Source organism: Roseovarius sp. B-10 (assembly GCF_056859295.1).
Window position 1 is genome coordinate 33407 of sequence record NZ_JBSXOE010000031.1, and the last position, 13339, is coordinate 46745.

A 13339-nucleotide genomic window follows, 5' to 3' on the forward strand; every position below is an offset into this window, starting at 1 on the left:
CCCTATAGTGTAATAATATCAATGGGATGAGTGCGATTACTCGCATTCAGAATGAAGAATCATGTCTACAACAACCATCATCGACACCGCACCCCTCGGGGCGCTGCGACGTGAGACTTCAAGGCCAATGCTCCCGATCTTTCACATGGGCATTTGGAGCATCCGTTGGCAATCTGACGGATGCCTGAAATCCAGAAGTTTCACCGGGACGTGGTGACTGGAGCAAGAGAGAGGTTTCGATCCGTTCTGCGATGGCTGAGACGATAGCGAGGCCAAGCCCGCTACCATCAGTTTTTGCATCTGCCCTCTCGAAGCGCCCTGTCAGGCGTTCGAGTGTTTGGGTTGCTACCGCGGGGCCCTCGTTCGCCACGATCAACTGCCCGTCGCTCGTGAGTGTAACCTCGACTGGGGCATTCTGCGCCCCGTGGCGTAGGGCGTTTTCCACCAGATTCCGGCACAGAATTCCCAATGCGTCGGGGTCGATATCAGACAAGACAGGCGTGTCCGGCAAGTTCAACATAAGGCGCCCGTTCTCTGTGCTGCGCGCAATATCTTCCACCACGACCCGAGTGATGGTTCTGACATCAGCGCTCTGGTCCATCCGAAGTCTACCGCCTTCCGCCCGCGCAAGCTGCAGGAGACGTTCGGACAGCCGAGCGAGACGCTTGAGCGTCGCCTCGATCTCGGCGGCGCGCGCGTCGATGGTCGGATCTTTGGTCTCTGACCGCAGTCGCTGCGCCTGGGCGATAGCGCCCGCCAATGGTGTCCTTAGTTCATGAGCCGCATTGGCTGCAAAACTTCGCTCAGCCTCGAACGCGTCGCGCAACCGAGCCAAAAGGCTGTTCAAGGTTGCAGCCAGCGGGCCGATTTCCGTCGGCAGGTCGGCCGCGGGTACTTCTGACAGGTCGCGCACGCCGCGCGCTTCAAGCCGCGTACGGAACCGATGGAGAGGGGCGAGGCTAAAGCGCACAGCGAGAATAATCGACGCGAGCGCCAACGGCAGCACAACCAGCAGCGGCAGGCCAAGGCTCATCTGGATTTCCCGAGCAACCGAAGCGCGATGCGCCAACGGTTCGGCCACGGTGATGCTGATCGTCCCCTGGAGCGCCGCGTCGCTGTAGAGGCGATGTGTGGCGTTCTGCCCAAATCCCGGACCATCGTATGGAGGAAACACGGCAGGGTCCGCCGCATGGGATTGCAGCAAAATGCGTCCCTCGGCATCGCGTACGATGTAGGTGAAGAACTCGTCATGCTCCCGGATCGGCGCGAGGCGCTGCGTCACACCCTGATCTTCTCGCCCGACGATGTCGGTCACGGCCAGCGGCAGGATGCGCTCGGCGGTTTCGCGTAGGGCGCTGTCGAAGACCTCATCCATCTCGCCCCGAACGATCACCGCGGTAACCGTGGCGGCGGCGAGCCAGAGGATCGTCAGCACAAGGCCGAGTGACAAGCCGAGCCGTACCTGAAGGCTGGATGGCCACATCATGGCTTGCCCAGCCGGTAACCCATGCCGCGCTCGGTCTCGATGATGGCGCTCCCCAGTTTCTTGCGCAGGCGGCTCACGTGCACCTCGATGGTGTTGCTCTCGACTTCGGCGTCGAAAGCGTAGAGCTTCTCCTCCAACTGCGCCTTGGACAGGAGCTGCCCGGGACGCGCCAGGAAGGCCTCGAAGAGCGCCCATTCCCGCGCCGTCAGCGGCACATGTCTGCCATCCCGATGGACGCTGCGCGCGGCAAGGTCGATGTCGAGCGGTCCGTGGGTCAGGATCGGGTTGGGGTTGCCGCTGTAGCGCCGCGCGACCGATCCGATCCGTGCCGACAGTTCCGACAGGTCGAAGGGCTTCACAAGATAGTCGTCAGCGCCCGCATTGAGGCCTTCGATCCTATCGGACACCTGGTCGAGCGCCGTCAGGATGATGACCGGCGTCACGTCTCCACGCGTCCTGAGGCCCTTGAGGAACCCGATACCACGTCCGTCTGGCAGCATGAGGTCGAGCAGGAGCAGGTCGTAGGAGGTTGCGCTCATCGCGTCTGCCGCCGCGTCTAGCCGCGTGACCCAGTCTACTGACTGGCCATCAGCTGCGATCTGGTCGCGCACGGCAGCGCCAAGAGTCGTGTCGTCCTCGATCAGCAATATGCGCATGGTCGTACCCGTCCTTTCCTGATGTCCCTCCATGATCCGTCTGGCTGACACGAAGCTGAAGCTTGTGGGTCGAGCCCCTTCAGGCTGCCGTCAGCTTCGCGGCGCATGAATGGCATCAAGAGGCGAGCCACTAGGAGTGTGCCCCATGAAGAAGACATTGACAATTATCGGCTTTCTCGCGGTCTTTCCGGTCGGCGCGGCGCTGGCTGACGACGATTGCTTCGTGCCGATGGCCGACTGGCAGCCGCGCGATGCTGTTGCCATGCTGGCTGAGGAAAATGGTTGGACGGTGCGCCGGATCAAGATCGATGACGGCTGCTACGAGATCGATGGGAGGGATGCCGAGGGGCGTGCGATCGAGGTGACTGTCCACCCGGCCACGCTGGAGATAATCGAGTTCGAATACGAGGACGACGAGGATGATCGCCGCGAGCGGGATCACGAGAGACGCGACGATGACTGATGCAGCGCGTCGCGACGGTAATGTCCCGGTGCCGGGCCTGCCGCCACTCTCCCGGCTTTCCCTAAACTCTCCTCTAGCTCTGACGGGCCCGGTGCTGGTTGCGTTGCCATGCCTGCTGGCGGCACTGATCGGGTTCAACACCTATGCGCCCTATGGCGCGGATGCAGCACTTGGCATTGCCGTCGGGGCCGCGGCAGTTGTCGCGATGGCACAGACCCTGATCCTCGCCGCACGGCCGCCGCTGGTGGAACCATTGTTCGGCGGTCTCGATCGCATGTACCGTTTCCACAAGTGGCTTGGTATTTCCGCAATGGTCCTGATGATCCTGCACCAGCAGATCGAGCCGGATTTCGAGCGTTTGGTGCGTGAAACCTCTCTTGGTGAACTTGGTGAAGAGGCGGGCGAACTTGCCTTCAACGCGCTTCTCGCCCTGGTTGCTGTCAGCTGGTTCCGGAGATTGCCCTTCACCCCACTGGAAATCCCCTATCAGATCTGGCGGTTCAGCCATCGTTTCATGGGGGCCCTTTTTGCAATCGTGGTCTTTCACCAGTTCTTCGTCGACCTGCCGACAGAGGTAGATCCATCGCTCTCGGTGCTTCTAAACACATTTGGCATCGCGGGAGTGATCGCGTGGATATTCACCGAGCTGGTCGCCCCGTACCTGCGGCGTAGAGAATTCACCGTCACAGAGATCAGCCAGACCAAGGACACCACCACGCTAACCCTCCGCCCCGAGGGGCGGGCCATGCGGTGGCGGCCGGGGCAATTCGCCTTCTTCCGCGCGCCAGAGGCAGGACTGTCCGAGCCGCACCCCTTCACGATCGCCAGCGCCCCGCGCCCTGACGGCACCCTGACGTTCTCCATCCGGGGCTTGGGTGGCTGGACACGAAGCCTGCTCGCCATCTTGCGGACCGGAACGCGCGTGCAGGTCGAAGGGCCATATGGACGGTTCAATTTCCGCAAGGGCGGTGCGCGCCAGATATGGCTGGCGGGCGGCATCGGTATCACGCCGTTCCTCGCCTGGGCCGAAAGCCTGAGCGAAGCGGATAGCCGCGACATTCACCTCATCCACTGCGTTCGGACACAAGAGGAGGCGATTGGGGTAGAGACGCTGCGCGCTGCGGCTGCCCGCAACCCGAGGTTCAGTTTCGAGGTGGTCGTTACGACGCGCGATGGCAGGCTCACGGCCGAGCGCCTGATTGGCGCGGTCCCTTTCGCGATCCGGCAAGCCGATTTGTGGTTCTGCGGCCCAACCGGTCTGAAGGACGGGATTCTCAAGGGCTTGAAAGCACAAGGCCAAACGCCTCGCCGTGTCCGCTTCGAGCAGTTCGAATTCACCTGAACGCGGGGCAGGGCGCATAGCCATGCCAGCCCTGTAGCCTGCGCTCGCATCTTTTTTTGGCCCCGCCCTCATCGGCGGGGCCATTTTCCTGACGGCAAGCTGAAGCAGGAATCGCTGGGGCGTCAGGATGCCCTCAGGTCGGGGTGCCAGATTGGTCTCATCAAACGAAAGGACCCCTTGCCATGAAAAAGACCCTGACCGCCCTTGCCCTGATCGCACTTTTGCCCGCCGGCGCTGCGCTGGCCGACGACGATGATTGCAATGCGCCCCGTGACCAGTGGCAGCCGCGCGAGGCCGCCATGCAGATGGCCGAACAGAACGGTTGGACGGTGCGCGACTTCGAGATCGACGACGGCTGCTACGAAATCGAAGGCCGAGACCAGGATGGCCGCGAGATCGAGGTGAAGCTCGATCCGGCGACGCTGCAGATCGTCGAGATGGACTACGAGGATGATGACGACGACCGCGGTGGCGCCCGCAATCCCGCGCCCGCTGGAACGGTCGCTCCTCCGCAGAACGGCCTCTTCGGAAACGGCGCCCCTCCGCAGGTTCAGGTGAACTGAACAGCTCCGAAGCACCCTGAACAAGGATCATTCCCATGAAATCACTTCTCGCAACGCTCGCGCTTACCACCGCACTCACGCTTCCCGGCCTCGCTATGGCACGGCCCGTGACGCTCACAACCACCCTTAACAACTATGGCGGCGACGGCGCTTACCTCGCGCTTTACGTAACCGACGCCTCGGGCGCCTATGTCGGCAGTCTCTGGATGGCCGGCGACAAGTCCAAGTACTACGAGCATCTTAGCGACTGGTACCGTGCCACGGGCGGCGATACCGCGGAGGTAAACGGCATCACCGGCGCCAGCGTCGGCGCGGGCCGCAGTCTCGAAATCACGCTTGATCTGGCCGATGCGCTGTTCGATGCGGGCTACACGCTGCACATCGACGCGGCGGTCGAGGATATGCGCGACAGCCCGAACGAGGTGGCCGTGCCGCTGACGACGGCGGGCGCGGGCACTCCGGTGACCGGGCGGCGCTACATCGCCAACTTCTCCTACGACATGTGAGGGGCAGGGCCATGATCCGTATACTCCATCGCTGGCCGGGTCTTCTGGCACTCGCGCTCGTCACGATCCTGAGCCTGAGCGGCGCTGCGCTCTCGGTCTTTCCGGCAGTCGAGCGCATCACCGCGCCGCAGGTGGAGACTGGCCTGACAGTCGCCACCCTCGCGGACCGCATCCAGGTCGTCTATCCGGGCGTCGAGCAGATCCGGCGGTCGCCCTCCGGTCGGATCACCGCCTATTGGTTCGATCAGGGCGCGCCGGGTGCTGCCGTGATCGACCCGGCGACGGGCGCGGGCGTGGCCTCGGCCGACCCGAACCAGGCCCTTCGCTGGCTCACCAACTTTCATCGCTCGCTCTTCCTCGGAGATGGCGGGCGTATCGCCATGGCCGCCGGGGCCGCGGCGATGCTGGTCCTCTCGCTCTCGGGTGCTATGCTGGTCGCGCGACGGGCGGGCGGATGGCGGCACTGGTTCGCGTCCTTGCGCGGTCCGTTCGCGGGCAGGCTGCATGTCGAGATCGCCCGGATCGCCGTCATCGGCCTCGTTCTGTCCTCCACCACCGCCCTCTGGATGACAGCCTCCACCTTCGATCTTCTGCCGGACGGTAGCGTCCTGCCGGCTGATCCCACCGAAGTGAGCGGAGAAATTGGGTTCGCTCTCGATCAGATGGCCACGCTGCTGCAGGCCCCCGTCGCCGAGCTGCGCGAACTGAGCTTTCCCTATCCCGGCGACGCGACGGACGTGTTCACACTGAAGACCGACCGGGGCACCGGCTATCTTGACCAGGGAACCGGCGCGCTCGTGGCATGGGCCGACCTGACCGGGTGGGAGCGCGTCTCGGAAACCATTTACATGCTGCACACGGGGCAGGGGGCCGCGACGCTCGGCCTTGTGCTCGGGATGATGGCGCTCGGAGTGCCGGCGATGGGCGTGACCGGCGTCTTGATCTGGCTTGCCGGGCGGCGCGGGCGGCCGCGCATCCGGGGCAACCAGCCCGCGGGCCGTGCCGAGACGATCATTCTTGTCGGCAGCGAGGGTGGCAGCACCTGGGGCTTCGCCGCGACCCTGCATGCCGCGCTGACGGCAGCGGGGCAGGGCGTCCATGTTGGCCCGATGTCGGGCTTCGCGCCAGAGCGCTACGCCCGTGCCGAGCGCATCATCCTGCTCGCCGCGACCTATGGCGATGGTGCCGCTCCGTCCTCGGCGAAGGGCTTTCTCGACCGGCTGAACGCGTCGGCCCCTGTGCCTGATATCCAGATGGCCGTGCTCGGCTTCGGCGACCGCAGCTTTCCGGCCTATTGCGCCTTCGCCAACGCCGTTGCGGCAGCGGCGCAGGCGAAGGGCTGGGCCGAACTCATGCCGCTGGACACGATCGACCGCCAATCGCCACAGGATTTCGCGCGCTGGGGCCGCGCTCTTGGCGAGGCGCTTAGCATCTCTCTCGAGCTTTTTCATCAGCCCGTCTCGCCGCGCACCGAAACATTGAACCTCGTCTCGCGGCGCAACTACGGGGCCGAGATGCAGGCGGGGGCCGCGATCCTGCGCTTCGCCCTGCCGCGCGCAACGCCGTGGCAGCGGCTGACGGGCACGGGCTTCGCACGGTTCCAGGCGGGCGACCTGATCGGCGTCCTGCCGCAGGGCAGCCCGGTGCCGCGCCTCTATTCGCTGGCCTCGGGCCGGCGCGACGGGTTCGTCGAGATCGTGGTGCGCAAGCATCCGGGCGGTCTGGCCTCGGGCCAGCTGACCGCGCTGGAACCGGGCGATACGGTCCGGGCCTTTCTGCGGCGCAATCCCGGCTTTCACGCCGGTCGCGGTCGCACCCCGCTGATCCTGATCGGGGCGGGCACCGGCATCGGGCCGCTGGCGGGCTTCATCCGCGGCAATGCGCGGCACAGGCCCGTGCACCTGTTCTTCGGCATGCGGCATGCGGACAGCGATTTCTTCTATGGCGAGGAGATGGCCGGCTGGCAGGCAGAGGGGCGGTTGACCCGGCTTGTCACGGCCGTCTCGCGCGGGACGCTTCCGCATTACGTGCAGGACGCGCTGCGTGGAGAGGCCACCGAAGTTGCGCGTTTGCTTCGCAACGGGGCCCGCGTGATGGTCTGCGGCGGGCGCGACATGGCCATGGGTGTGACCGATGCGCTGGCCGAAATTCTCTCACCATTCGGGTTGACGCCCGCAGTTCTGAAGGCGGAGGGGCGGTATGTCGAAGATGTCTACTGAGCGCGCGCGCATCGTCCTGAACGGCCCCACCATGGGCACGCGCTGGTCGGCCCTGTTCTTCGCGGATCGGGGCCGCGACACGGATGCAATCCGTGCCGCCCTTCAGGCGGTTGTCGACGAGGTGGACACGCAGATGTCGACGTGGAACGCGGAGAGCGCGCTCATGCGGATCAACGCGGCGCCGGTGGGCGATTGGGTGGTGGTGCCGGAGCAACTGCGGGCGGTCCTGCGCCTCGGGCTCGAGATCGGGCGCGCCTCGGGCGGGGCCTTCGATATCGGAATGGGCGATGCGGTGACGGCCTGGGGCTTCGGGCCCGGGGCCGCCGCGCCCGAGGGTATCCGCGCCGCGATGGACGCCCCCCGCCGCCCGGCGCAGGAGGTGCTGGAGATCGAGGGGATGCAGTTGCGCAAGACCGCGCCCATTGCGCTGGATCTGAACGGCATCGCCAAGGGCTATGGCGTCGACCAGCTCGCCGAGACCTTGCGCGATCATGGGATTGCCGACGCCCTTGTCGGCATCGACGGTGAGATGCGTGCCATGGGCCTGCGCCCCGATGGCGAGGCATGGATCATCGCGGTAGAAGCGCCGGACCCTGATCGCCGGACGCCGCAATCGGTTCTGGCGCTGCAGGACGCCGCCGTCGCGACATCCGGTGACTACCGCCATTGGGTGGAGGTTCAGGGGTGCCGCCTGTCGCATACCATGGATCCGAGACGTGGCGCGCCGCTGATCGCGCCGCCCGCCTCCGTCACCGTCGTGGCCCGCACCTGTGCCGAGGCCGATGCTTGGGCGACGGCGCTGATGGTGCTCGGTGCGGAGAGGGGTGCGGACCTCGCAAGACAACGTGGACTCGACGCCCTGTTTCTTCTGCGCGATGATGAAGGCAATGCAATGGGCGTGGGAGTCGGGCGTCTTTTTTCCGAAGAACCAGCGGCAATCGCCTCAGCCGGGGGAAGATGAGCCGCATGGAACAGACCCGTACCGATCGCTTCAAGACCGCACTCCTGCTGATGGCCGCAACCGGGCTGATCGTGGGACTCGCATTCTACCTTGCGGGCCAACCAGAGATCGCGACCCTGATCTGGATTGCAGGAGTTGTTCCCGCGCTGGCAGCGCTTGTGGTCGAAATCGTCCGGAGCATTGGGCGCGGCGAGGTGGGCCTCGATATCGTTGCCGCGCTGTCGATGTCGGCGGCGCTTGTCTTCGGCGAGACCTTGGCTGCGGCTGTCGTCGCAGTCATGTATTCTGGAGGCACTTTCCTCGAAGCCTTCGCTGAGGGCCGTGCACGTCGTTCGATGAAGGATCTTTTATCCCGCGTACCCCGGACCGCGACGCGGCACCGGAACGGCGGTCTTGAGGATGTGCCTCTCGAGGAGATCGCACCGGGCGATCGCCTGCTGATCCGGCAGGGTGATGTCGTTCCCGTGGACGGCACGGTGGCGTCCGACACCGCCTTCCTCGACACCGCGGCGCTGACGGGTGAGTCCCTGCCAGTCCGGCTGGCGCGCGGGGCCGACGCCATGAGCGGATCGACCAACGCGGGCGAGGCCTTCGACCTGACGGCGACGCGCGAGGCCAAGGACAGCACCTATGCCGGGATCGTTCGTCTAGTGGAGGAAGCGCAGGCGTCCAAAGCGCCGATGTCCCGGCTGGCCGACCGCTGGTCGCTGGGCTTTCTGGTCGTCACCGTCAGTATCGCCTTCGCGGCCTGGTGGTTCACAGGCGATCCGATCCGCGCGGTCGCCGTGCTGGTGGTCGCCACGCCCTGTCCGCTGATCCTTGCCGTGCCGGTCGCACTGGTCGCGGGTCTCTCGCGTGCGGCGCATTTTGGCGTTTTGATCAAGGGCGCAGGGCCGCTCGAGACAATGGCGCGCATCCGTACGCTGATCCTCGACAAGACGGGGACGCTGACAGATGGCCGTCCGCAGATCATCTCGATCGACAGCCACGATGGCATGACCGAGGACGACATCCTCCGCCTTGCCGCCGCGCTCGATCAGGCATCGAAACACCCTGTGGCGCAGGCCATCGTCGCTGCCGCAAAGGCGCGGGCCTTCACACTGCCCGTTCCGACAGAAGTGGCTGAGATCCCGGGCGAAGGGGTCTTGGGTCGTGTGGAGGACCGCGAGGTGATCGTCGGCGGCGACGGCTTCGTGGCGTCCCGTGTCGGGCGGATGGTGGGCGATCACCCCGCCAAGGGCGCCGGATCGGTCCTTGTCGCAGTGGCAGTTGACGGTCACATGGCCGGGCACCTCGTCATGTCCGACCCGCTGCGCGAGGGAGCGGGTGCCATGCTGGACGGTCTGCGCCGTCAAGGGATCGCGCGCATCCTTCTGGCTACTGGCGACCGCGCGGACGTGGCCGAGCGCGTGACCGAGGGGCTGGGCCTCGACGGGCTGCGGGCCGGTCTGACGCCGGATCAAAAGGTGTTACTGGTGCTTTCCGAGCATAAACACGGGCCGGTGATGATGGTGGGTGATGGTGTCAACGACGCGCCCGCCCTGGCCGCAGCCGATGTAGGCGTGGCAATGGGGGCACGGGGCGCCGCGGCCTCGGCCGAGGCCGCCGACGTGGTGCTGCTCGTCGACCGGATCGACCGGCTGGGGCCCGGCATCGAGATCGCGCGGGCCTCGCGGCGGATAGCGGTCGAAAGCGTTGTCGCCGGGATCGGCCTGTCTGTCATGGGCATGATCGCGGCCGCTTTCGGCTACCTCACGCCGGTCCAGGGCGCGCTCCTGCAAGAAGTGATCGACGTTGCCGTGATCCTGAACGCCCTGCGCGCGCTGCGCATCGCGCCGCAGGAGCCAGCTACGGGCAAACCACAGGCCATCACGTCAGAGCAAGGTGACATCGTTCAAGGAGCCACGCCATGAGCCGTCTATCACATTCTGAAATCCATATGGTGCATCGCATCGGCTGGTTGCGGGCCGCCGTTCTCGGAGCCAACGATGGTCTTGTCTCGACCGCGAGCCTCGTCGTCGGCGTCGCGGCCGCAGGCTCCGGCAAGCCCGAGGTCATGATCGCCGGGCTGGCCGGGCTTATGGCTGGTGCGATGTCGATGGCGGCGGGGGAGTATGTCTCGGTCAGCTCGCAAACTGACGCCGAACAGGCGGACCTCGCCCGAGAGAGCCGTGAACTCGAGGAAACGCCCGAGGCCGAGCTCGAGGAACTAACCCTGATTTATGTTGAAAGGGGGCTGGACCGCGACCTGGCGAAAAAGGTTGCCGTGCAACTGACTGAACGCGACGCGCTCGGATCGCATGCGCGCGACGAGCTCGGCATTTCGGAAACCTTTACCGCCCGCCCTATCCAGGCGGCTCTGGTGTCCGCACTGACCTTCGCCGTTGGGGCGGTGCTGCCCCTGATCGTCGTGCTGCTGGTCTCGGAGGCGCAGATCGCTCCCCTGGTGGCGGGATCGACGATCCTTGGCCTTGCGGTTCTTGGCGGATTGGGCGCTTCGGCCGGCGGCGCAGGCGTCGTCCGTGGGGCCACGCGGGTCACGCTATGGGGAGCGCTTGCAATGGCGGCGACAGCCGGGGTCGGTGCGCTGTTCGGGGTCGCCGTAGGCTAGAGTCAATGGGGTGTACCCGAACCCCGCTCCGGCTGCTTGTTGCGGCAACGCTCGTCAACATCGTGCTGATCATCGAGGTGCCACAGATCGAGTCGCAGCGCGTGGGGTCAGAAACCCATGTCCGCAAATGGGTCATGCTGGACGAGATCAACACCGATATTCTGGAGCGGTCCTATGTCTGGGAGGACCGCACGCCCATCGGCACGTTCAGTTCCGTCTTCACATCCAAAATCCAGTCCAGCCTGATCGCGCTTGCCAGGTCGGGCGGGGCATCGATTGTTGATCGGCTGAAGTAGTCTCAATCACCGCAGGGGCTACCCAGCTTCATTTGTTCCCATCGATCCATTTTGACATCAGCCCCTTGTCGCGGAAACACTCATCCGGGACGGCGCGGCGTTTGATCCGGGCGAGACGCTCGGCGAAGGCGACCTGCTTCGATGTCGGGCGGCTGTCCTGCGCGCCCGGGTTCAACTTGGCTTGTGCGTCGATCCAGGCGCTCAGGGACCGCCGATCTTGCTGAACCTCCCACGGCAAAAGCGTCTGGGTGCGCAAGGCCAGCGCGCGCGCATAGGCGATCTGCTTGGGCGTCGCGGGCAGGGCGTAAGTGGTGCTTTCCATCGGGGATCTCCCTTCTTAGCGTGGTTCTTAAAATAGAACATAACAGGAACAAAATCAAGCCACCTGCGGAAATCATGGGGTTTGAGAGGAAGAGGAGGGCCGGGGGAGGTCAGGCCTGAGGATGCCCGAAAGAGGGTGTCCGGGCCTGATCCTGTTCCTCATTGGGGTCTGATGCCGGAAAGTGCAGGATTCTGCGTTCTCATGAGCTTCGCATTTAACAATCTCCGGCATCAGATCCCTAAAGAGTGAAAGTGTCCTTCGGGTTTTGTGACTGATGGATGAGGGCCTTCGGGGTCCCTCAGATGGGTCCGGGCCGGGTTCCGGTCTGCCGTTCCTGATGAAGGGCATTCCCATGCAAACAGGTGTCTTGCGCGTGTTGCGCGCGACCGCCGCCTCCTGGTGGCGGCATAGAGATCTGCGCCGAACTGGCCAGACGTTGCTGGCACAGCGGCTCGAACGCCAGACCGTCCTGCGTGATCTCGGCTATCTCAGGCAGGCGGCGAAGCTGCCGAATGCCCATGTGATCTGCGGAGAGGGCGGGACATTCATCCACCTCGGCTTGACCACCGTGTCGAGTTTCGCACCGATCGAGCGCTTTCCCTTGGCCGCTTTTGCGGTCGCACGTGGCACGCCGTTCATCGATATCCGACCCGTCACCGATGTCATCGCCTTCGCGAACCTGCCGCGGGTTGCGCGGAACGGATCGGTCGACCCTGACTCTTCGGGTCCCGGCAAGTCCGTGTCGCTGACCACCTACATCCACATGGTCGAAGCCCTCGGTGCCAGGATCGCCAACGATCCGCGCCCCTGTCGGTCAACCTAGTCACCACTCCCTCTCACCAAAACTCGAAAAGGAGGCCAACCATGGCCCGATCCCGTACGCCCAAATTCGATGCCTCAGAGGTCATCACAAACGAAATCATCCGCATCATCGAGCGCGGCGTCCTGCCGTGGCGCAAGCCCTGGACCGCAGGTGGCAGCTCTCGTCCCCTGCGCGTGGGCGGAGAACCCTACCAGGGAGTGAACAACTTCCTGCTGACGATGCGGACCGTGATGGCGGGCCACAGCTCTCCCTTCTGGATGACGCTGCCGCAGGCCAATGCGTTGGACGCAAAGGTCCGCAAGGGCGAGAAGTCCTCTGTCGTCGTTTACTACGGTCAAAGCCGGAGAGACGCCGGCGATGAGCATGTTCACAGCGACGGGGATGATCACTCCGAGGAAGCCCGTATCTTCCGCTTCCAGAAATCCTACCGTGTGTTCAATGCCTGCCAGATCGAGGGCTTGCCCGACAGCTTCTACCCTGACCCAGAGCCCGCGCCCAAGCATCCGCCGTCCGAGCCGATCCCGCACATGCAGGCGTTTTTCGATGCCATCGACATCACAACCGTCTTCACGGGCACGGAGGCGTACTATTTGCCCCCCGTGGACAAGGTCTACATGCCATCCATCACACGGTTTCAGGACCCGCGCAATTTCTACGGGGTCTGGGCGCATGAGCTGGCCCATGCCACGAAAGCCCCGCATCGACTGAACCGTGATTTCGGGTTCTCGAAGTTTGGCAACACGTCCTATGCGCGCGAGGAAATCGTCGCGGAATTGACCTCGGTGTTCCTGGGTCAGACGCTCGGCTTCACGGCGCATACGCTCGAGATGAATGCCGCCTACCTCCACAACTGGTTGCGCGTTCTTCGGTCGGACAAGGGCGCGATCTTCCGGCACGCCGCGGACGCGCAGCGCGCCTGCGACTATCTGATCGCCAGATCGGAGGTGGGCAGGGCAGGGCGCAGTGCCGAGGCCGCCTGACCACACGGAGAACGGAGACACCCATGTCACGTAAGGAACCCAAAACGCTGCGGGTGGCCTGCTTCAACGACGGCCGCCGCAAGATCATCACCTTCAAGCGCGGTGCCTATT

The 13339-nt window shown here is 64.8% G+C and carries 15 protein-coding genes; 12 read left to right on the forward strand and 3 right to left on the reverse strand.

What is annotated here, in order from left to right; translation table 11 throughout:
- Window positions 1-118 precede the first annotated feature (118 nt).
- Together AC13D8_RS08985 and AC13D8_RS08990 are read right to left on the reverse strand one after the other, a co-directional pair.
- The gene (locus tag AC13D8_RS08985; protein WP_009503872.1) at window positions 119-1486 is read right to left on the reverse strand and encodes a sensor histidine kinase; all 1368 of its coding nucleotides are present in this window, start codon (window positions 1484-1486) and stop codon (window positions 119-121) included.
- The gene (locus AC13D8_RS08990; protein WP_009503873.1) at window positions 1483-2142 is read right to left on the reverse strand and encodes a response regulator transcription factor; all 660 of its coding nucleotides are present in this window, start codon (window positions 2140-2142) and stop codon (window positions 1483-1485) included. The genes AC13D8_RS08985 and AC13D8_RS08990 overlap by 4 nt, the downstream gene beginning before the upstream one ends.
- Before the next feature lie 145 nt (window positions 2143-2287).
- Here AC13D8_RS08990 and AC13D8_RS08995 point away from each other — a divergent pair, with 145 nt between their 5' ends.
- From AC13D8_RS08995 to AC13D8_RS09035, 9 genes are all read left to right on the forward strand, one after another.
- Entirely contained in the window at window positions 2288-2605 is a 318-nt protein-coding gene (locus tag AC13D8_RS08995) for a PepSY domain-containing protein (RefSeq protein ID WP_009503874.1), read from the forward strand.
- Between the two features lie 91 nt (window positions 2606-2696).
- The gene (locus AC13D8_RS09000; RefSeq protein ID WP_482968552.1) at window positions 2697-3947 is read left to right on the forward strand and encodes a ferredoxin reductase family protein; all 1251 of its coding nucleotides are present in this window, start codon (window positions 2697-2699) and stop codon (window positions 3945-3947) included.
- 182 nt (window positions 3948-4129) lie between these two features.
- Complete coding sequence (locus AC13D8_RS09005) at window positions 4130-4510, forward strand: PepSY domain-containing protein (RefSeq protein WP_009503876.1); 381 nt, start codon at window positions 4130-4132, stop codon at window positions 4508-4510.
- A gap of 35 nt (window positions 4511-4545) precedes the next feature.
- The gene (locus AC13D8_RS09010) at window positions 4546-5016 is read left to right on the forward strand and encodes a DUF2271 domain-containing protein (protein WP_009503877.1); all 471 of its coding nucleotides are present in this window, start codon (window positions 4546-4548) and stop codon (window positions 5014-5016) included.
- A gap of 11 nt (window positions 5017-5027) precedes the next feature.
- Window positions 5028-7235 (forward strand): PepSY domain-containing protein, encoded by a 2208-nt coding sequence (locus AC13D8_RS09015; protein WP_057821759.1) that lies wholly within the window; start codon window positions 5028-5030, stop codon window positions 7233-7235.
- Window positions 7216-8196, forward strand: coding sequence for an FAD:protein FMN transferase (locus AC13D8_RS09020; RefSeq protein ID WP_037239984.1), 981 nt, complete (start codon window positions 7216-7218; stop codon window positions 8194-8196). Before AC13D8_RS09015 ends, AC13D8_RS09020 begins: the two co-directional genes overlap by 20 nt.
- A 5-nt stretch (window positions 8197-8201) precedes the next feature.
- Window positions 8202-10109: a heavy metal translocating P-type ATPase gene (locus tag AC13D8_RS09025; protein ID WP_009503880.1), complete on the forward strand. Its 1908-nt coding sequence runs from the start codon at window positions 8202-8204 to the stop codon at window positions 10107-10109.
- Window positions 10106-10807: a VIT1/CCC1 transporter family protein gene (locus AC13D8_RS09030; protein WP_009503881.1), complete on the forward strand. Its 702-nt coding sequence runs from the start codon at window positions 10106-10108 to the stop codon at window positions 10805-10807. The genes AC13D8_RS09025 and AC13D8_RS09030 overlap by 4 nt, the downstream gene beginning before the upstream one ends.
- 5 nt (window positions 10808-10812) lie before the next feature.
- Window positions 10813-11103, forward strand: coding sequence for a hypothetical protein (locus AC13D8_RS09035; RefSeq protein ID WP_009503882.1), 291 nt, complete (start codon window positions 10813-10815; stop codon window positions 11101-11103).
- Between the two features lie 28 nt (window positions 11104-11131).
- On the opposite strand, the gene AC13D8_RS09040 is transcribed toward AC13D8_RS09035, so the two are convergent.
- Window positions 11132-11425: a hypothetical protein gene (locus AC13D8_RS09040; RefSeq protein ID WP_009503883.1), complete on the reverse strand. Its 294-nt coding sequence runs from the start codon at window positions 11423-11425 to the stop codon at window positions 11132-11134.
- Window positions 11426-11762: 337 nt separating this feature from the next.
- Between AC13D8_RS09040 and AC13D8_RS09045 the strand changes: the two genes are divergently transcribed.
- The 3 genes from AC13D8_RS09045 to AC13D8_RS09055 all read left to right on the forward strand — a co-directional run.
- Entirely contained in the window at window positions 11763-12248 is a 486-nt protein-coding gene (locus AC13D8_RS09045) for a hypothetical protein (RefSeq protein WP_034452064.1), read from the forward strand.
- Window positions 12249-12289: 41 nt separating this feature from the next.
- Window positions 12290-13228, forward strand: coding sequence for an ArdC family protein (locus AC13D8_RS09050; RefSeq protein ID WP_037239986.1), 939 nt, complete (start codon window positions 12290-12292; stop codon window positions 13226-13228).
- Window positions 13229-13251: 23 nt separating this feature from the next.
- Window positions 13252-13339, forward strand: an 88-nt coding sequence (locus AC13D8_RS09055) for a DUF6330 family protein (RefSeq protein ID WP_482967182.1), incomplete at its 3' end; no start/stop codon positions are given.